General features: G+C 64.4%; 15 protein-coding genes and 1 tRNA gene. 8 read left to right on the forward strand and 8 right to left on the reverse strand.

Annotation, left to right across the window (positions count from 1 at the left end):
* Positions 1–15 precede the first annotated feature (15 nt).
* The 7 genes from ACXJKC_RS12465 to ACXJKC_RS12495 form a co-directional block, all read right to left on the reverse strand.
* The gene (locus ACXJKC_RS12465; protein ID WP_456697038.1) at positions 16–4,395 is read right to left on the reverse strand and encodes a glycosyltransferase family protein; all 4,380 of its coding nucleotides are present in this window, start codon (positions 4,393–4,395) and stop codon (positions 16–18) included.
* 25 nt (positions 4,396–4,420) lie between these two features.
* Positions 4,421–5,674: a class I SAM-dependent methyltransferase gene (locus ACXJKC_RS12470; protein WP_456697039.1), complete on the reverse strand. Its 1,254-nt coding sequence runs from the start codon at positions 5,672–5,674 to the stop codon at positions 4,421–4,423.
* Positions 5,671–7,029: an FAD-binding oxidoreductase gene (locus ACXJKC_RS12475; RefSeq protein WP_456697040.1), complete on the reverse strand. Its 1,359-nt coding sequence runs from the start codon at positions 7,027–7,029 to the stop codon at positions 5,671–5,673. Before ACXJKC_RS12475 ends, ACXJKC_RS12470 begins: the two co-directional genes overlap by 4 nt.
* A 68-nt stretch (positions 7,030–7,097) precedes the next feature.
* The gene (locus ACXJKC_RS12480; RefSeq protein ID WP_456697041.1) at positions 7,098–7,676 is read right to left on the reverse strand and encodes a Uma2 family endonuclease; all 579 of its coding nucleotides are present in this window, start codon (positions 7,674–7,676) and stop codon (positions 7,098–7,100) included.
* A 95-nt stretch (positions 7,677–7,771) separates the two neighbouring features.
* On the reverse strand, positions 7,772–8,197 hold the full coding sequence (gene aroQ / locus ACXJKC_RS12485; RefSeq protein ID WP_456697042.1) for a type II 3-dehydroquinate dehydratase: 426 nt from the start codon (positions 8,195–8,197) through the stop codon (positions 7,772–7,774).
* A gap of 4 nt (positions 8,198–8,201) precedes the next feature.
* The gene (locus tag ACXJKC_RS12490; RefSeq protein ID WP_456697043.1) at positions 8,202–8,861 is read right to left on the reverse strand and encodes a pirin family protein; all 660 of its coding nucleotides are present in this window, start codon (positions 8,859–8,861) and stop codon (positions 8,202–8,204) included.
* On the reverse strand, positions 8,854–9,204 hold the full coding sequence (locus ACXJKC_RS12495; protein WP_456697044.1) for a metallopeptidase family protein: 351 nt from the start codon (positions 9,202–9,204) through the stop codon (positions 8,854–8,856). Before ACXJKC_RS12495 ends, ACXJKC_RS12490 begins: the two co-directional genes overlap by 8 nt.
* Before the next feature lie 67 nt (positions 9,205–9,271).
* On the opposite strand from ACXJKC_RS12495, the gene ACXJKC_RS12500 reads away from it, so the two are divergent.
* The 4 genes from ACXJKC_RS12500 to ACXJKC_RS12515 all read left to right on the forward strand — a co-directional run bounded on the left by ACXJKC_RS12500 (position 9,272) and on the right by ACXJKC_RS12515 (position 13,785).
* Positions 9,272–9,347 (forward strand) — tRNA-Glu (locus ACXJKC_RS12500).
* A gap of 256 nt (positions 9,348–9,603) precedes the next feature.
* Complete coding sequence (locus ACXJKC_RS12505) at positions 9,604–11,883, forward strand: hypothetical protein (protein WP_456697045.1); 2,280 nt, start codon at positions 9,604–9,606, stop codon at positions 11,881–11,883.
* Between the two features lie 275 nt (positions 11,884–12,158).
* The gene (locus tag ACXJKC_RS12510) at positions 12,159–13,052 is read left to right on the forward strand and encodes a variant leucine-rich repeat-containing protein (protein ID WP_456697046.1); all 894 of its coding nucleotides are present in this window, start codon (positions 12,159–12,161) and stop codon (positions 13,050–13,052) included.
* Between the two features lie 304 nt (positions 13,053–13,356).
* On the forward strand, positions 13,357–13,785 hold the full coding sequence (locus tag ACXJKC_RS12515; protein ID WP_456697047.1) for a CBS domain-containing protein: 429 nt from the start codon (positions 13,357–13,359) through the stop codon (positions 13,783–13,785).
* Between the two features lie 118 nt (positions 13,786–13,903).
* Here the strand turns inward: ACXJKC_RS12515 and ACXJKC_RS12520 are convergent, their stop codons facing one another.
* On the reverse strand, positions 13,904–14,251 hold the full coding sequence (locus tag ACXJKC_RS12520) for a hypothetical protein (protein ID WP_456697048.1): 348 nt from the start codon (positions 14,249–14,251) through the stop codon (positions 13,904–13,906).
* 217 nt (positions 14,252–14,468) lie between these two features.
* On the opposite strand from ACXJKC_RS12520, the gene ACXJKC_RS12525 reads away from it, so the two are divergent.
* The 4 genes from ACXJKC_RS12525 to ACXJKC_RS12540 all read left to right on the forward strand — a co-directional run bounded on the left by ACXJKC_RS12525 (position 14,469) and on the right by ACXJKC_RS12540 (position 18,556).
* Positions 14,469–14,918, forward strand: a complete 450-nt coding sequence (locus tag ACXJKC_RS12525; RefSeq protein ID WP_456697049.1) for an SRPBCC family protein — start codon at positions 14,469–14,471, stop codon at positions 14,916–14,918.
* 82 nt (positions 14,919–15,000) lie between these two features.
* Positions 15,001–15,876: a tRNA glutamyl-Q(34) synthetase GluQRS gene (gluQRS, locus tag ACXJKC_RS12530; RefSeq protein ID WP_456697050.1), complete on the forward strand. Its 876-nt coding sequence runs from the start codon at positions 15,001–15,003 to the stop codon at positions 15,874–15,876.
* Between the two features lie 41 nt (positions 15,877–15,917).
* Positions 15,918–16,457 carry a TetR/AcrR family transcriptional regulator gene (locus ACXJKC_RS12535; protein ID WP_456697051.1) on the forward strand — a complete coding sequence of 180 codons (540 nt, stop codon included), beginning with the start codon at positions 15,918–15,920 and terminating at the stop codon, positions 16,455–16,457.
* Positions 16,457–18,556 (forward strand): MMPL family transporter, encoded by a 2,100-nt coding sequence (locus ACXJKC_RS12540; protein WP_456697052.1) that lies wholly within the window; start codon positions 16,457–16,459, stop codon positions 18,554–18,556. Before ACXJKC_RS12535 ends, ACXJKC_RS12540 begins: the two co-directional genes overlap by 1 nt.
* Positions 18,557–18,616: the final 60 nt, after the last annotated feature.

Below are 18,616 nucleotides of genomic sequence, written 5' to 3' on the forward strand. Positions count from 1 at the left end.
ACGAACTGTTCCCCGTCACTGACCCAGAATCACGTTGATCTCTTGGGGGATGATGACGTCCGCGCCGGCCTGACGGCGCACACGCGCGGCGGCCGCCGCCGAGCGTCGGAGGAATCCTTCCGGATCATCGTGCAACGTCGCGATGGCCGCAGCAAGCCCGTGGTGGTCGTCGAAGGGCGCCAGGAAACCCTCCACCTCACTGACGAACTCGGGGACCGCGGCCACGTCGCTGGCGACCGGGACCAATCCCGACGCCATCGCCTCGTCCCGGGACACGCCGTGCGTCTCCGAGCGTGACGGGATCAGCATGACGCCGTAGTCCCGGTAGAGCGCGGCGATCTGGCGATGAGTCAGATATCCGCGCTGGATCGTCACATTGGCCATCCCACGCAGTGGGGCCAGCGTTTCCTCGAAGAGCTCGCCGTCACCGACGAAACGGAACGAGAGCTGGTCGAACCATGGCTGATTCGACAACTCGAGCACTGCGGCAACCGCCAGGTCGTTCGCGTAGATCCGGCTCGCATACGGACGGAGCGAAAGGATCTCGTGACGCTGGGCCGGATCCTTCGGGTGGAACTGAAAGATATCGGTGTCGATCGGGTTGTGCAGGACCGTGTACTGCTCTGGTCGCAGCGAGCGTTCCAGATCTTGTTGAACCTCGGCCGCGAAATGGCTCGACACGAAGACGAAGTGGACATTCGGGCCTGAGGAGTCGATCACTGTGCGCCAGAACGCGATCCGCGCATCGCTGTCAACCTGAGCCGCAGCGAGCGCCTCCTCGGTCTGGTAGTTGAATTTCCTGCGCCACCACGCCTGAACCTCAGCCCCATGAACCCAGATCAGGATTCGGGTGTCCTGCGAGCAGTGCTGGAGTGCCTCCCACACCCGCTGGTTGAGGAAGTGGACGACCACCGCTCGGTGGTGTTGGGTTTCAAGGAGTTCACGCAGAGCGGCCGCCGAACCGGCCGTGACCTCCACGCCCTCGAACTCGCGATGCTGAACACCTATGCCGCGTTGCGGCCTGAACACATCGAGCTTGAGCCCTGCTTCAAGATATTTGCGGACCCGCGCATGGACGAACGCGTTCCGGTACAGCTCGTCGTAGGCCGGATAGTGATCGGTTATGAGCACGATGTTCTCACCGCCCAATTGAGGCGGTAGGCCAAAGTGCGATGGGCCAAGAGCCAGACTGGCGACTTTCGCCCTTCCGGGCCCCTTGATCTTCCACCCCAGGAATGCCCACGCGGCCCCTTCGGGTATCTCGATCTCTTGCTCGACATCTGGACCACCGAACTTCGAACCCAGCGTTTTCCCGTCAGAGTCAACGAACCGCAGCAGAAGGTTCAGGATAAGGTCACCGGTCTTGACAAAACCGAATCGCGCGACGCCATCGGGCCAGATCGAACGGACATCGATCCGGTCGGTGCTCCACACCCGCCTGACCGCGCCCGGGCTGACGGTCGACTTGATGACGATGTCGCGTTCGTTCAAGGTGATCTGAACGCTTTTACGGGTCTTCACATGAGGCTTTGAGGGATATGACTCCAGTCGAACCATGGGCGTGCGATCCGTTGACGGGTCCACCTTCATCTCCGCGACCTGGCGCTCGATCTTGTCAACGGCCACGCCTGTGTCGAGTGGCAACCAGGCAGACAGCGACTTGGCGACGTCGACGCCTTGCGCCACCGCGTTGAGACAGTAGTCGAATCTGTGCACTGCTAGCCCCGACAACTGCTCGGGGAGCCGTGTGTCCTGCGCGACCACGCTGGTAGGGACCAACTGCGCTGCATCCCGGCTCACCACCGCACTTCGCAGCCGCAGGTCCGAGGCTGCGCGGTACTGGACGCCATCGACGTGCCGGACGGCACCATCAGCCGCCTCATAGTGATCGCTCTTGCCGACGACCTGCGCGCTGGAGTACTTCCAGGCCGACGTCAGGTCTTCGAGATAATGCTCGCCGTACCAGTCGTCCTGATGCAGACAGGCGATCCCCACGTCCTCCCCGGAGGCGACATCGGCCAGCGTCAAGCCGGCCAAGTCATACTCCGCATAGACCGCCACCGAGTTGGCGGTTGCCCAGCGACGGGTCTCCTCGTCATCGGTGACCAGCACTAGCGTCGCGTCGACCCCGCTTTGCGCTTCAGCCCTTTCCTGGGCACGCTTTGCTTCAACGACCGACGACACCTTGGTCAACACAGTGACCGCCGGAACCTTTTGGTCCGGACGCACGCCCGTCAGAGTCGTGACGACCGTGGCGAGCCGATGTGCGTAGGTGTGTTCACCGAGTACCTTGCGCAGTCCCATCGCGCGGATCTTGTCAGTTCGGTCCGGGTCCGACACCAGCCCCTCGACAAGGTGCCTGATCTGGTCCTCGGAGTCCGACATCGGAATCAGCTCACCGAGCATGACCTTGATTCCCCGAGCATAGTTGGAGATCGTCATCGTGTTTGAGGCAAGCAGTTCATAGGCGCGACGCGCGAACATGCTCTGAGAGGACTTCACCGAGTTCAGATTCAGGGCGTAGCGATAACCCTTGTAGGCGATGTCGATATCTTTGGGCGCCAAGGTGCCGACGATGTACTGGCGATACTCATCCGGGAACGAGTAGGCCTCCAAGGTTGTACCCAGATTTCGATCGAAGATCTCGATCGGCAACGCCGATGAGATCCCATTGACCAGGGCGCGCAAATCCGCCATACGTTCGGGGTAGCGCTGGTAGTAGCCGCCGGCGAAGACCAGCGCTTCCTGGCGGTCGACGGTCTCGACCGGATTGTGGATCGTCGGCTGGCACGCGAACGCCAGAAGCCCGACGCGCGAGTGTCCGATCCGCGACATGTATGCCCCGACGCGATCAACATCAGTTGTGAAGACCTGGTCGAACTCCGCGGCAACACGCAGGAACGTCTCGAAGTGAACTGGGTCCTCCTTGTTCCAGAAGACCGTCGGGATCGAACGCTCTCGGCAGTACTCGAGAATGCCGCGCATGTTCTCATCAAGGCGCGGAACCGTGTTATGCCACGAACCTTGGTCACCGCGCCAAGCAGATTCAACGAACAACAGGTGTGGCGCGAACATCTCAAGCTGTTCGCGCCACGTGTTCGAGTTGAGGTTGAGAAGCGTGCAGTCCTCGGCGAGAGCCTGGCGCGTGAACTCGTCGACCACGGTGGCAATTCTGAGCGGCTCGCCGGAAGCGACGATCGAGGCTAAGGCCGCAGACGACCGTTGTGCCTGGGTCTCGCGCACTGCAAGGGTCTCGGGGTCCAGCAGCCGGAATTCACTCAGCGGGCTGGTCCGGACCTCCCTCGGAGGCGTGATGACCTTCGCCGTCGGTGTCGAGACAGTCGGTCGGCGCGGCATCAGCCGGCGCAGGATCCTCGCAGGCCTGCGGAGGACCCGCTTGGCCAACCGCGACGCTCGCAAGGCGGGATGGCGACTCAGCAACTGTGCCTGCTTGGCCAGTTTTGCCGTCTGACCACGTTCGCGTTTCAGCTGCGCTCGACTGCGCTGGAGTTGTTCGCGAAGCCGCGCGATCTCCGTCACCCGCGCATCTCGCTCGCTGCGGTACTGGAGTGCTTCGGAATGAACCTTCTCGTAGGCCATACGAGCATTGTTCAGCTCCCGTGACTCCTGACCCTGGGAGACGGAAAGCGAGGCTGGATCCGCGCGGAGTGCGATTGTCTGTCGCAGCGCGGCCATCTCGTCACGCGCCAAGTAGGCGGCCCGCACAAGGCCGACAACAACTTCGTTAGCTTCTCGTTCCTGCTCTGCGGAAGGCACGAACAGGTGTGCAGACGTCGTGTCGTAGGTCGTCCGGTAACCGTAATCGTGCTCGAGCATCCAGGCAGAAACTGCATCGAAACCGTCAAGGTCTCGCACTTCGACGCACAGGATCGGTCGATCCCGGCCGATCAGTTCGCCCACTCCCCGCAGGACATCGCCCTCTGCACCGTCGACATCGATCTTGATCAGTGCGACGGGACGATCAAAACTCTCAGCATTGAGCCGACGAACCTCGAAGTCTTCCGGGTTCGCTTCTGTGGGGATGAACTGGCGGACTGCCACGCGTCCACCCAGGTCATTGCGCTCGACGCTCAGCTCGAGGGCTGCGGCGAGCCGACTGTCCGATTCGAAGGCGACCACGGAGCAGCCCACAACGCTGGCCCAGAAAAGCGTGTGATTACCGATGCTGGCACCGACGTCGAGTACCAGATCATCCGGACCGAGGAGCGCAGAGACGGCTGTCAGCAGATCAGACCCATAGGGTGTGCCCGTGGTCAGGAGGTGACGTTGGATTTCATCGGCGCCAGGATCTGGCACGACCACCTGATAGGTCGCCGCGGAGACAGTGACAACTGCCACCGTCGGGGTGTCCTCGGAGACACTCGTCGTACTCATATCTCGAACTCTTCCTGCTCATCTGTCACTGGGGGGACTCTACAGTTCGCACGGCGCAGCGCGGGTCCGGACCGGGAGACGCGGTCCGGACCAGACGGGAGCCGGCCATGTAGATGCCCCATACCTTCGCCCGTCCGAGCGTGACTTCTTCGAGGCATTCATCCCAATGCTCGACCAAGTTGTCACACCAGCCCTTGAGCGTCATGGCGTAATGCTCACGCAGATTCTCCACGTGACGGACCTCCAGGCCGGCATCCTGGACCGCGACCTGGATACGACCGACTCCGGTCAGCTCGCCGTCAGGGAACACATAGCGGTCGATGAACGCGCCGGTCGTCGTCGTCTTGTTGCTGGGCCGGGTGATGCAATGGTTGAGCAAACGACCGCCGACCTTGAGCTTGTCGTGCAGGAAGCCGAAGTACTCGTCGTACTGTTTGACGCCGATGTGCTCGGTCAGACCGATCGAGCTGATCGCGTCGAAGTTGGCCTCGGTGACATCGCGATAATCGAGGAACCGCACCTCGGCAAGGTGATCGAGGCCCTGACGCTTGATTTCTTCCTGCGCCCAGGCTGCCTGCTCACGCGAGAGGGTGACGCCGAGCGCCTTGACCCCGTAGTGCTTGGCTGCGTGACGGACCATGCCGCCCCAGCCGCAGCCGATGTCGAGCAGGCGCTGCCCCGGCTGCAGGTCGAGCTTGCGTGCGATCAGGTCGTACTTGGCAAACTGCGCCTCTTCCAATGTCGATTCGAGCGTGGGGTAGACCGCACACGTGTAGGTCATCGACTCGCCCAGGACCAGCTCATAGAACCGGTTGGACACGTCGTAATGATGATGAATCGCCTCGGCGTCGCGCTTCTTGTTGTGACGCAATCCCTCGAGCGCACGGCGCCACTTGGGCAGATGCTCCTCGGCGGGCGGCTGCGGCGGCTTCAGATTGCCGAATCCGAGGCTACGCACGATCTTGACCATCTCGGCCGCCGACGGCACCTTGAATCTGAGCTGGCTCATGATCAGGACCATGGCCTCATACGGATTGCCCGGGTGGACGCCCTCGAGTTCGAGGTCGCCGGCGACATAGGCGCGCGCGAAGCCGAGATCTCCCGGTGCCGTCATCAGATACGACAGGCCACGCTCGTTGAGCAGCCGCAGCGTGAAGGGAGCGTCGACCGGCCCGGCGGCGCTCCCGTCGAATGCCTCGAAGCGGAACGGGATGCCGTCCTTCATGAGCTTGCCGAGAGCATCCGCGATCGTCAGCTTTGCCGTCACATCTGTGGTCATGAGTTCCTCACTGCTTTCTCGTACAGGGTGCTCAGTCTGCCGTCGGGGTCGTACCGCCGGCTCACGGCGGCAAGCACCTCACCGCCGTACATCTGATCGAATGTCTCTTTGTCGTAGAAGGCCTCGGAGTACAGCGACTTGTGGCCGCCCATCTCGTGTACGGCCGCTTCGATCTTCCGATTGACCATGCCGGCAGGGGCGTCGCCAGGCACCTCGACGGTGCCCCAGAATCCGGCGTTGACATAGGTCTTGGCCGGCTCGAGCGGATAGGCCGGCCACCTGCGAGTCGTCCGCAAGGGACACAGCCACACCGGCCGCATGCCGACTTCGGCGTCGAACCAATCGAGGAATTCGGGCACCTTGTCGAGCGGCACCTCGATGTCTTGGATGACACGTTCGCGGCCCGGGATCTTCTTGATCTTGTCGAGCGTGCGGATGATCCCGAAGCGCTCGTCGAGGCCCACGATCTTGTGGAACACATCGCTGCGCCGGTATTTGGCGGGCCAGATGCGGCGGATCCACTTGTTCTGAGCCCCGAACGCACCCGAGCACCAGAACCAGTCGGTGTCCCAGCGCCAGATGTAGTCATTCATGGTCAGGGCGTCGATCTCCCTGGACCGGATCGACTTGTAGTAGATCTGCTGGCCCGTGTAGTCGCTGACACGTTGCGGGACGTCGGTGAAGCAGGCCAGGGTCAGATAGATCTCGGTCGGGGTGAAGGCCGTGCCGTCGAGTCCGTCAACCCGTTCGCCGTGCCATTCGCCTGATTCGGCAATCGTCTCGATCGCCTCGATCGCGAGCTTGGCATCGTCGAAATGCAGATGCCGCAAGGTCACATAGGGCGGAACCTTTTCGAGTTTGATCTTCAACCGGGTCGCGTAGCCGAGGCTGCCGTAGGAGTTGGGAAACGCCTCGAACAGATCGGCGTGGTCGCCATCGGGGGTTGCAGTGATGACTTCGCCGGATCCGGTGAGAATGTCCATCTCCAGGACCGACTCGTGCGGGAGGCCGTTACGGAAGGACGTCGACTCGATGCCCAGCCCGGTAACGGCCCCGCCCAGCGTGATCGTGCGAAGTTGCGGGATGACGTAGGGGATGAATCCATGCGGAAGAGTCGCGGCGACGAGATCCTCATAGGTACAGATCCCCTGCACATCAGCCGTCCAGGACTCGGTGTCGATCGAGATGACGCCGTCGAGGTCGCTGACGTCGAGGCCCGGCGCATCGTTGGCTGCACGCGGACGGAACAGATTAGATGTCTTCTTCGCCAGGCGTACTCGGCCACCCGGTGGGATCCCCCGATAGGACTCCAGCAACCGGTCAACTGCTTGCTTGTGTGCGTGCAAACCTCTCACGCTCTGTGCCAACCATTCACGATCGTCAGGTTATTCCCGCCGACCGGAACTGGGAAGGGCAGGTGAACCTAAGATGGTTGCGTGAGGAAACGACTTACTGGGATCTCCACGTCGAATGGCGCGGACAGGCGGAGCGAATCCTGACCCTCGGCGCGGCCCGCTTCGGCGTAAACGCCGTCGACGAGTTTCCAGGCCAGGATGGCCGGGATGTCCGGATCGACGACCCAGTAGTGGGCACAGCCCGCCCGCTGCAGACGGTCCTTTTTCAACAGCAGGTCGAATGCACGCGTGCTCGGCGAGAGCACTTCGATCGCCAGCACCGGCGCGATCGGGAGATCACGTTCTGTGAAGTCTTCTCGGCGAGCAACCACGAGATCGGGTTGCATCACGGTGTCATCGGACAAGGCGACATCGACCGGCGCGAACAATACTTCGAGATCCGGCGGGCAGGCTGCGAACAACAGCCGGTACATGTGCGCCACGGCCCGCTGGTGATTAATGCGCGGCGCGGGACTCACGATGAGGATTCCGTCGATGAGTTCGTAGCGGTGCCCGTCATCGGGCATCGCGTCGAGATCGGCGCGGGTCAGCGGACGACGCGGAAGCCCGGCGGGCTGTTTCGTCGGCACAGCGGTCATGGCAGTCATGGTAGGCAACTCCTTCGGGCATCACCACAAGCCAAATGGAGAAGTCTGAATCGTGCCAGCGCTTTCAGCGCACCTGTGGATAAAGCCAGGCGGCTTCAGGCCTGTGCGATGTAGCGGATCGCCGCTGCATAACCTTCGATCCCCATACCCACGACGACCGCCGATGCGATATCGCTCAGGTACGAGGTGCGGCGGAACGACTCCCGTGCGTGAACATTGCTCAGGTGCACCTCGACGAGTCGGGCATTGAGCTGGCTCGCGGCATCGCGCACCGCGATCGACGTGTGGGTCCAGGCGCCGGCATTGATGATGACGTCGGCACTTGAATCGGCGGCGGCGTGCAGCCAGCCGATCATCTCGGCCTCGGAATCGGTCTGACGAACCTCGATCTCGACTCCGACGTCACCCGCAACCTGCTCGCATCTGGTCACCAGATCGGAGTACGTCGCGGTGCCGTAGACATCGGGTTCACGCACACCGAGGCGCCCTAGGTTGGGTCCATTGAGAACGAGGACGGTCATCAGGTCACCTCTGCAGTTGCCAGATCAGCGCGGTCGCGGCGCTGGGCGCACTCAGATCGTACTCACCCTCGCCGGTGAACCTGATCTCATCACCCGGCCCGAGCAGCTCTCCTGCCACGCGCACCTCGCCGGTCGTCACGATCAGCAGGCTGCGCGGTGCCACCGGGACCGTGATGTTCTGGTCGGCGTCGAGACGAAGAGCGAACAGTTCGGCCGGCGCGTGCACGGGCACAGTACGGACGAGCTTGCTCGGCACAGGATCGACGTCAACCTGTCGATACTCAGGGGCGCCGTCGTGGTCGGATCGCAGCATCATCTGCACGAACACGAGCGGCTCGGTTTCTGAAGCATTGCGTTCGGAGTGCTGCACGCCCGTGCCCGCACTGAGCCGCTGAGCGGTGCCCGGATGGATCTCACCCGTCTGCCCCGTAGAGTCCTCATGCCGCAAGGCACCGGTCAGGACCCACGTCACGATCTCGACGTCTGCGTGGTCGTGCAGGTCGTATCCGCCGCCTGGAGCGACGTGCTCGGTGTTGATCGCCATGATCGGCCCGAAACCGATCCGGTCGGGGTCGTAGTGCGCCCCGTAGGAAAAGCTGTGCCAGGTCTCAACACCCTCGCCGACCGTGTGGAACCGGTCGGCCGCTCGCGACAACTCAGGCATAGCCCAGCTCATGCAGCCGGTCGTCCTCGATGCCGAAGTGGTGCGCGATCTCGTGCACGACGGTGATCCCGACCTCTTCTATGACGTCGGCCTCGGTGTCACAGATCGCGAGCGTCGGATTGCGATACACGAAGATCCGGTCAGGGACGACACCCGCGTACGTGCCGTCGCGCTCGGTCAGCGGAATTCCGTCATAGAGGCCCAGCAGATGAGGGTCGTGCGGGGGCGCGTCGTCCTCGATGAACAGCACGACATTGTCGAGCAGCGCGGCGAGCTCGGTCGGTACCGCCGCGAAGGCATCCTCGACCAGTTCGGCGAACCGATCCTCGCTCAGCTCGATCATGAACCCATGATGCCGGATCCGGTTTCACGCCGAGCGGGGCGACCCACTATGCTGGTCGGGTTCCAAGGCCCCCATCGTCTAGCGGCCTAGGACGCCGCCCTTTCACGGCGGTAGCACGGGTTCGAATCCCGTTGGGGGTACCACTGCATAAGGTTCGAACTTCGACCCAAGTCATCAAGGGCCGGGGTTCGGGCCTTCTATGTTGCCGCCCAACACCGCGACTGGTCGAGCAGGCCATCCTCGACGTGCCGATGACCGCAATGAGCGGGCCCTCGGCCACGCGTGTCATGGGGTCCCTAGGATGCATCTGGCTGCGCGAACGGCCAGGTACTGCTGGGGAGGGTGAGTGTGAACAGCGGCGGCTCGGAGGGCGACCAGGAGGCCGGTCGAGGGTGGGCTGTGAAGAGTTTCCAGGCTTCGGTGCGCTGGGCGTTCCTTGCGGGCATCGTGGTGTGGGCTCCGGTGCTGCTCGTCGCCTTCTTCGTTGGCCCTGAGGGCGACCGGGACGCGACAACGGTGCTGGTGGTCAATCTCGCTCTGGTCGGATTGGCTGCCGCGGCATGGAAGTCGCCGCGGATTCCGGCGTGGCTGGTCTTCTTGGCGCAGCACGTCGTGTTCGTCTTCAACTGGGCGCAGGCGGCGGGCCCCTCTACCCCGTTCGCCGTGGCGACGTACCAGATCTTCGTGTTTGCCGCGGTGGCTCAGGGCTTGGTCCTGCGGCGTCGGATCGACTTGGTGTTGTCGGTGCTGTCGTGCCTCGGCGTCGCGTTCGCGATCTATTTGGTCGACCCATCCGACGGCGGGAGGGTCGCGCTGTCGGCCGCGGCGACTGGACCTCTGGCCATCTTCGTCGGCCTTCCCGGTCTGGCCCCGCTCCTGCGGTTCACACGCTCGGTCGACGCGAGCCACGACGAGGCGCTGCGCGCGGCAGTACGGCTGGAGGCGCGGACGTTGACGGCGCGCCTGGCCGCCGAGGAGCAGCGCCAGGTGCACGACACCGCCATCAACACGCTCGCGGCGGTCGTCCGTGGCGGCGCCGCAGTGGCCGATATCGACGCGGTACGGGACCGGTGCCGGGCCGATGCCCGGGTCCTCGAACAGCTGGTGAGCGCGTCCGAGGACGCGGCCGCCGCTGCGGCCTCACCCGAGGCGGGCCTGGCGCGACACTCGATCGCGGTCATCACGCCAGGGCTCTCGGGCGGGGCGCTCTCCGCGTGCTGGTCGGGCCTTCCGGACGGGGTCCGCGTGGCATTCAGCGGGGCGATCACCGAGCTGGTCACCAACGCCGAGAAGCACGCCGGCGTGCCGGAGGTGAGCGTCGACGTCACCGCCGACAGTGCGGGCGTGCGCGTGGTCGTCAGCGACCAGGGGCGCGGCTTCGCACCGGCCCACGTCACCGAGCGCGGACTCGCGTCATCGGTCCGGACGCGCCTCGCCGAAGAGGGCATCACACTCGAGCTCCACACGGCATCCGACGCCGGTGTCCGCGCAGAGATGGCTTGGCAGCCGGCCGCCGCGACCGCGGCCGCGGACAGTGGTGGCGGGGACTTCCGCCGCGATGTCAACCGGATCCGGATGACCGGCGCGCTTCTCATGTCGTCGCTCGTCGCGGCGGGCGGCATCGGCCTCGGTCCGGTGAACCACCCGGGTACCTTCACCCCCGACTACCTGTTGGCCGCGGTAGTCGTGGGCGTCTCGGTCGCTGTGTGGCGCAGCTGGCGCCGCCACGAGCGGCTTACCGGCCCCGCCACCGCGGCGCTGATCGTCGTGGCACCCGTCGCCTTCCTGATCTCGGGGTCGAGCGTGGGCTTCGGCAGCGGGTACAACCTGGCCTGGCAGGCCGTGGCACCGATCGGGCCGATCTTCATCCTCGTGGCCGGAGCCCGTGCACGCCAGGTGGCGCTGGGCGTGAGCGCCTATGCAGCCGTCGCGGTGGCTGCCGCTACGCTACTGGCCGACACGACCACGGCGCTGACCACCACGCTGGTCATCATGACCACTGGCCTGGTGTGGGTGACCGGATGGGGCGTCTTCAACCTGCAGCTGCGGGCCATCGCGGCCCGCGCCGTACGCGAGCTCGAAGTGACCGCCCGAACAGAGGAGGCAGTCGACGCGCAGGAAGCGGCGGCATTGATCCGGGCCCGCTGGAGGATGGCAGGTATCGAGAGCGCCGCCGACCTGCTGCGTGAGCTTGCCGAGACGATGGACCCGACGTCGGAAGAAGCGCAACGGCGGTGCGGCCGCGAGGAGACCTACCTGCGGGAGGTGATCCAGCTGCGGCCCGAGTTGGTCAATGCTGGGGGCTGGTTCTGCCAGGCGCTGTCGACGGCGCGCGAGCGGGAGGTGGATCTCAGAGTCCGATCTGGCACCCAGGACGTCGAGGTCGCGATCGCCGAGCGTCTCGGGCGCTACCTCGTCGATGCGACGGCGGCAGTTGCACCCGGGACCGTGCTCGTTGCCTCGCTGTTCGACTCGGAGGACGGCCCGCAATTTCGGCTCGTGACCGCAGACGACCGAGTCGCGCCGCTCGCCGCTGGCCGGGACTGGGGTGACACGCTTGAATTCGAGATCCAGCGGTACGAGGCCCAGGTCCTGGTCCGGGTCGGACCGTCCCTGCTGTCGCTGTCCGAGGACGAAGACACAAGAGGGCGACCGCCCTCAACCCGCGAACGAGTGTAGGTCGGCTGCCTTCACTCAGACTTGTAAAAGCCTCCTGACCTGTGGAAACGCGAGTCAGGAGGCCTTCTTCGTTTCCGGGAACCCACTGGGATCACAGGACCAGGCGCCGAGCCCAAGCCCGCCATCGTCTCGTCGACAGACAGGTACGAAATCTCCAGACGCTGTGTTCTGCTTCCGATCCCAGGCAAGGCTCACGCGTACTCGATGCAGACGACCCGGTATTCTCCTCGCAGCGCGTCAGGGGGACGGGCACCGTTCTGGGAAGGAACACACCTATGGCATCGGCAGATCTCGTCCGCGAATCACAAGACCCCTCCACCAGCGCCGCGCGGCTCGCCGAGCTGGCCCAGATCGATCGTGGCCTCTGGCCGGCGATCGCCGTGCATCCCGCCGCGTATCCCGCCCTGCTCGACTGGCTCGGACAGCAGGGCGATCCCACGGTCAACGCGGTGCTGGCGCTGCGCTCCAGTTCATCCGTGGCCCCGCCCGCCCCGCCGGCGACTCCGCCCGCCCCGCCGGTCGAGCAGGCCCAACCCACCGAGCCCATCCAGTCGGCCGAGCCGGCCCAGGCAACCTACGCAGCCCCGTCGCCAGCTCAGCCCTCCACCGCCTCGGCCCACGAATCCGTCCCTCCGGGCGGCACGCAGGTCTCTTCGACGCCCGGAGCGACCGGCGACAACAAGAAGAACTTCTGGGTCCTGGCAAGCATGGTGGCCGTTGTTCTGATCCTGATCGGCGGAGTCGCCTTCGGTGCCACACAGATTTTCGGCGGAGATGACGACGACAAGGACGAGGCCTCTTCCTCCTTGACTGTCGACGCACCTGAGCTGGACGACCCGCCCACGGTCGGTGCCCCCGACACCGAGTCCGACGGCGACTCCGAGGGCGGTGCGTTCTGCGAGAAATTCCTCGAGGCGAAGGACGCCCTGAGGGGGAACTCCAGCGGGGAGCCGGCCTCAGACACCGCCAAAGCCATCGCCGAAGTCATGGGTGAAGCCGAGGATCTGGCTCCATCGGAGATCAAGGGCGATGTCGGTGTCATGACCGACTACTTCGAGACAATGAGCGATCCCGCCAACCTCGAAACGTCCAAGCTCAGCGACCAGATCAAAGAGTTCACTGCTGCAGGTAGAAGGGTCTCGGCCTACTACGCCTCCAACTGCATGTAGCAAGTTCGGACCGCCAGCGTCACGGGTCGGCGCTGCCCAATACTCGCCCGGACGAATGGGTCGCGCCCACTAGATGTCCCCGCAAGTCCGATGAATCGCGTGCGCGGCTCTGACCTGGGCGGGTGCCGGTGGCCCTGTTCGCAGCGGCAGGCTGCGCCCACCGGCCCCGCGTCGGGCTCTTACCCAGTACGAGCCATCAATAGACGAAGTTTCCGAAACAAGGAAAATTTGTCCGACGAGGCGTTCACATGCCCTGGTCCGGGTATCGAAACAGCACCTGCAAGAGACCGCCCAGAGGTGTGACATGACTACAGCACGAGAAATCATGACCGAGGGTGCGGAGTGCGTCCGCGTCGACGAGACGGTCAGCGAAGCTGCCCAGAAGATGCGAGACCTCGAAGTGGGAGCACTGCCGATCTGCGGGGAGGACGACAAGCTCGCGGGCATGATCACCGATCGGGACATCGTCCTCAACTGCGTCGCCGAAGGCATGGACACAACACAAGTTCGTGTCGCGGACTATGCCGGGGATGAGGTCGTCACGATCGGTGCAGACGACTCGGTCGAAGAAGCGCTGAAGACCATGACCGAAGCTGGGGTGCGAAGGCTCCCGGTGATCGACGGCCATGAACTGGTCGGGATGATCAGCCAGGCCGATATCGCCCGGAACCTGCCGGAGGACCGTGCCGGGGAGCTGGTGGCCGCCATCTCGTCGGCGCCGAGCACGGACTGAGAATCCGGAGCCCCCATCGCCGCGGCTCGGCCTGCACTTGAGGCGCTACGTCCTGCCTGTCACCGGGACAAAGTGGCGACAGTTTAGCTACTTGGCGTGAACGTGAACACGCCCACCGTCACGGCGTCGGTGCACTCGGACTGGGCGCAGACGTCGTGGGCTTCGGGTCGGGCTTGTCATCAAGGTCGTTCTTGGCACCGACATAGAGCGCACCCAGCGCGAAGACGACACCGATGACCATGACCAGAAGCCCGAGGATTTGAAGTTTGACCTTCGTCGGCGTCACTGGATCAAGGAGCTTGTCGACCAGCTCCAAGATCTTGTCGAGGAGCTTCTCCCACCACTTGCGTTCGGGCGTGGTTCCGTCGAGGGCGGTAACCGGCGGCCTGTACAGGATTCCGCCGAGGAGCATGACCAGACCGATGATCACCAATATGAACCCGAACCAGACGACGAGTGTGAGCATGCGCGTCACGGTATCGCTGGAATCGGATTACGCCCATGGTCCGAAATGACTAGAATTCCAGACCTTTCCGCACCTATCCGGTCACCGGCCGTTGGCCGTTACCGCAGTATCCACACCCACAGTGTCGACACGGCCCGCCGAATGCAGCAAATCTCACCCTAGGACGAATTGACCCGCGCTGCGCGGGTACGCAGGACAAGACGAAAGGAGCAGAGCTATGAGCACCATCACCGAATCCATCGAGCTCGACGTCGACGCCACGACGGCCTACAACCAATGGACACAGTTCGAGTCCTTCCCACAATTCATGGAAGGCGTCGAACGCGTCGACCAACTCGACGACACCCACGTGCATTGGGTCACGAAAGTCGGCCCGGTCAGCCGGGAGTTCGATGCGACCATCACGGCACAGCACCCTGACCAGCGCATCGCATGGCAATCCGATGACGGACCCAATCACGCCGGCGAAGTGACATTTCGCCCCTTGGACGCTGGGCGTTCGGCCGTCACCGTCACGATGAACATCGATCCCGAAGGCTTCGTGGAGACTGTCGGCGACAAGGCCGGAATCCTCGATCGCCGGGTCAAGGGCGATCTCGCCCGGTTCAAGACCTTCATCGAGGACCGCGGTGGTCATGAGACCGGGGGGTGGCGCGGAGAGGTCTGACGGCAACACCGATCCGCCGGGCGGTCGACCGATTCACGTAGTCGGTCGACCCTCTGACGTTCGGTCGGCGACAATAGGTCCTGTGACGTCTGGCCGGTTCGCCCCTTCTCCTTCGGGCGACCTGCATGTCGGCAACCTGCGCACCGCGTTGCTGGCCTGGTTGTGTGCCCGCCGCACGGGGCGCGACTTCGTGATCCGGGTCGAGGATCTCGACCGCGTCAAGGTGGGTGCCGAACAGCGCCAGCTCGAGGATCTCGCAGCGATCGGGCTCGACTGGGATGGTCCTGTTGTGCGTCAGTCGGAACGGGCACGACTCTACGATGCCGCGCTGGCCTCACTCGGCGGCCGCGGACTGTTGTTCGAGTGCTACTGCTCTCGCCGCGAGATTCTCGATGCCCCGTCGGCGCCCCATGCCCCGCCCGGCGCGTATCCCGGCACATGCCGCGATCTCAGCGATGCACAGCGAGCAGTGCGGCGAAGCCAGAGACCGACTGCCCTGCGGCTGCGTTCCGATACCGATGCATTCACGGTCGAGGATGCACTTCACGGCACGTACCGCGGAATCGTCGATGACTTCGTACTGCGTCGTGGCGACGGTGCCGTCGCCTACAACCTGGCAGTCGTGGTCGATGACGCCCAGCAGGGCATCGACCAAGTGGTGCGGGGCGACGACCTGTTGAGTTCCGCGCCACGGCATGCGTATTTGGCCACGCTTCTGGGCGCGACTCCCCCGTCATATGTCCACGTCCCGCTCGCGCTCAACCACGATGGTCAGCGCCTCGCCAAGCGCGATGGGGCGGTAACCCTACGCGAACTCCGCGAACGGGGTATTGACGCGTTCGCACTCATGGTCGACTCGCTCGGGCTTTCCGGTAGCAGTCCAGACGAGCTGCTCCAGGGCTTCGATATCGCCGGTATTCCACGCACGCCGTGGACCTTCGAGCCGCCGACGCCCTGAAGTATTGACAGAGTTTGTAAGTAGTCACTAACTTAACTCCCATGGTGACTGGGAAACGCATGAAGGCCGAGGATCGCAAAGTCCTGATCCTGGAGGCGGCCATGGAGGAATACGGACGATCGGGCATGCATGCGACCTCGGTCGACGTCATCGCCGAACGAGCCGGCGTCTCCCAGCCGTACATCTTCAGGCTGTTCGGCACCAAGGCCGGGCTGATCACCGCAGCGATCGAACAGCATACGGCCGGGCTACGTCAGAGGTTCCGCGAAGCCGTCGAGCAGCGCGACGCCGACACATCGCCGCTCCAAGCGATGGGACTGGCCTATCTCGGCTTCATGGAGGCCGATGTCAACTCATTGCGCTGCCAACTGCACACCTGGGCCGCAGCCTCCGATCCGGCGATCCACGAAGTCGCCCAACGCACATATCGCGAGATCTGGGAGGACGTGGCCGAGCTGAGCGGTGCGTCTGCCGAAGAGGTACGCAACTTCATGGCCTACGGAATGCTGCTGACGGTCGTCGGCGCACTCGACCTGACCGATCTGATGGGCGATCCCGTCGCCGTGCTGAAGGAGTTCTGATGTTCGCAGCGCTGGCCCGTCTCGCCAATCATCGACCCAAGCGGGTTCTCGGTGTGACCGCACTGTTCTTCGTCCTGGCCGGAATCCTCGGCGGACCGGTCGCCGGAATGCTCAACACCGACAACGATTCGTTCTCCGACACCAGCTCCGAGAGCGCCCAGGCCATCCGGCAGATCGAGGCCGCGACCGGTCAGAAGGCCGCGCCCGATCTGATCGCGCTGATCGACTCCGCCGACACCACCGCCGTCGGGGCCGCCACCGCGGCACTCGAGGACGAAAAGGGCGTCGCGGCCGTCGTCGGCGGGCCTGAAGCGGGCCCGCAGTTCATCTCCAAGGACGGTTCGCGGACCTACCTGGCCGCGATCTACCGCGCAGGCACCGATGCCGACACCACTACCGAGCACCTGCGCCACGAGCTCGAGCAGATCGAGGGTGTGCAGGTCGGCGGCGGCGGTCCGGCCTATCAGGAAGTCAACGAACAGGTCGAGCACGATCTGTTGATCGCCGAGATGATCGCGTTCCCGTTGCTGTTCCTGGTGTCCTTGTGGGTCTTCCGCTCCGCTGTCGCAGCGCTGCTGCCGCTGCTCGTCGGTGGCCTGACGATCGTCACATCGATGCTCGTGGTGAGGGGTGTCAACGAGGTCATCGACATCTCGATCTTCGCCCTCAACCTGATCACGGGCCTCGGACTGGGCCTCGCGATCGACTACTCCCTGTTCCTGGTGTCGCGCTACCGGGAGGAGCTCGAACGTGTGGGACCCGGCGCGGAGGCCATCCGTCGGACCCTCGCGACTGCGGGACGGACCGTGGCATTCTCGGCGGTCACCGTCGCGTGCGCCGGCCTTGCCCTGCTGGTCTTCCCCCTGCGGTTCCTGTATTCGATGGGCATCGGCGTGACGATCGTTGCGCTCGTCGCCGCCGCGGTCTCGCTGATCGTGTTGCCCGCGGTGTTCGCCGTCCTGCAGCATCGGGTCAACGCTCTGGCACCCCAACGGTGGCAGCGGGCACGGGCCGCCGAAACCGCTCAGGAGGCCAAAGGGTTCTGGTTCCGCCTGGCAGCCTTCGTGATGCGGTTCCCGGTCGCGATCGCGCTCACCGGCGCGGCGATTCTCATCGCGCTCACGGCACCGTTCCTCGGCGTCAAGTTCACCGGTGTGGACGCCTCGGTGCTGCCCGACAGCGCGGCGGCCAAGAAGGTCGATCAGGTGCTGCGATCCGAGTTCGTGGGCGTCGAGTCTTCCCCCGTCGTCGTGGCGGTCACCGCGCCGGAGTCGCAGGCCGAAGCGATCGGGGCCTACGCGGCCGAACTCGCCGAACTCCGCGGTGCCGCGAATGTCTCGGAACCGCAGTTCCTCGGCAGCCGGACGTGGCAGGTCGACGTCATCCCGGCAGCGACGACTCTCGACGAGAAGACCCTCGACCTGGTCGCAGACATCCGCGATGTGCAGGCACCCGGCGCTGCGCTGGTCGGCGGGGCGAGCGCCGACCAGGTCGACCAGGTCGCGGCGATCGCGTCGAAGGTACCGATCGCCCTCGCGATCCTGGGGGTCCTGACTCTGGGCACTTTGTTCATGCTGACCGGATCGGTGATCCTGCCGATCAAGGCACTCGTCATGAACGTGCTGACGATCGGCGCGACATTCGGCATCCTCGTCCTGGTGTTTCAGGACGGCCGCTTCGAAGGGCTGCTGGACTACACGAGCCAGGGAGCATTGGAGTCGTCTCAGCCGGTCTTCTTGTTCGCAGTGGTCTTCGGACTCTCGACGGACTACGCGGTGTTCTTGTTGACCCGGATCAAGGAAGCGCGCGACAACGGCGCCGGCGAACGAGAATCCGTGGCGCTCGGACTGCAACGCACGGGTCGTATCGTCACGGCTGCCGCCCTGCTGTTCGCGATCGCGCTCGGATCGTTCGCGACATCGCAGATCATCTTCATCAAGGAACTCGGGATCGGCACGGCCATCGCGGTGCTGATCGACGCGACGATCGTGCGCGCCCTGCTGGTCCCGTCCTTGATGGCGTTGCTCGGCAAGGCCAACTGGTGGGCCCCGGCGCCGTTGAAACGGTTCCACGACCGTTTCGGCGTCAGCGAATCCTGACCCCCCACCCCACCCCGCCCGGGCGGTGCGCTGGCGTCCACCCGCGTCACGATCTTGGAC

It is taken from the genome of Aeromicrobium sp. P5_D10, assembly GCF_054049535.1.

Bases quoted from the DNA above. Each gene is read 5' to 3' on its own strand.
- ACXJKC_RS12465 (WP_456697038.1), bottom strand. From the start codon at position 4,395: ATGAGTACGACGAGTGTCTCCGAGGACACCCCGACGGTGGCAGTTGTC.
- ACXJKC_RS12470 (WP_456697039.1), bottom strand. From the start codon at position 5,674: ATGACCACAGATGTGACGGCAAAGCTGACGATCGCGGATGCTCTCGGC.
- ACXJKC_RS12480 (WP_456697041.1), bottom strand. From the start codon at position 7,676: ATGACTGCCATGACCGCTGTGCCGACGAAACAGCCCGCCGGGCTTCCG.
- aroQ (WP_456697042.1), bottom strand. From the start codon at position 8,197: ATGACCGTCCTCGTTCTCAATGGACCCAACCTAGGGCGCCTCGGTGTG.
- ACXJKC_RS12490 (WP_456697043.1), bottom strand. From the start codon at position 8,861: ATGCCTGAGTTGTCGCGAGCGGCCGACCGGTTCCACACGGTCGGCGAG.
- ACXJKC_RS12495 (WP_456697044.1), bottom strand. From the start codon at position 9,204: ATGATCGAGCTGAGCGAGGATCGGTTCGCCGAACTGGTCGAGGATGCC.
- ACXJKC_RS12510 (WP_456697046.1), top strand. From the start codon at position 12,159: ATGGCATCGGCAGATCTCGTCCGCGAATCACAAGACCCCTCCACCAGC.
- ACXJKC_RS12515 (WP_456697047.1), top strand. From the start codon at position 13,357: ATGACTACAGCACGAGAAATCATGACCGAGGGTGCGGAGTGCGTCCGC.
- ACXJKC_RS12520 (WP_456697048.1), bottom strand. From the start codon at position 14,251: ATGCTCACACTCGTCGTCTGGTTCGGGTTCATATTGGTGATCATCGGT.
- ACXJKC_RS12525 (WP_456697049.1), top strand. From the start codon at position 14,469: ATGAGCACCATCACCGAATCCATCGAGCTCGACGTCGACGCCACGACG.
- ACXJKC_RS12535 (WP_456697051.1), top strand. From the start codon at position 15,918: ATGGTGACTGGGAAACGCATGAAGGCCGAGGATCGCAAAGTCCTGATC.
- ACXJKC_RS12540 (WP_456697052.1), top strand. From the start codon at position 16,457: ATGTTCGCAGCGCTGGCCCGTCTCGCCAATCATCGACCCAAGCGGGTT.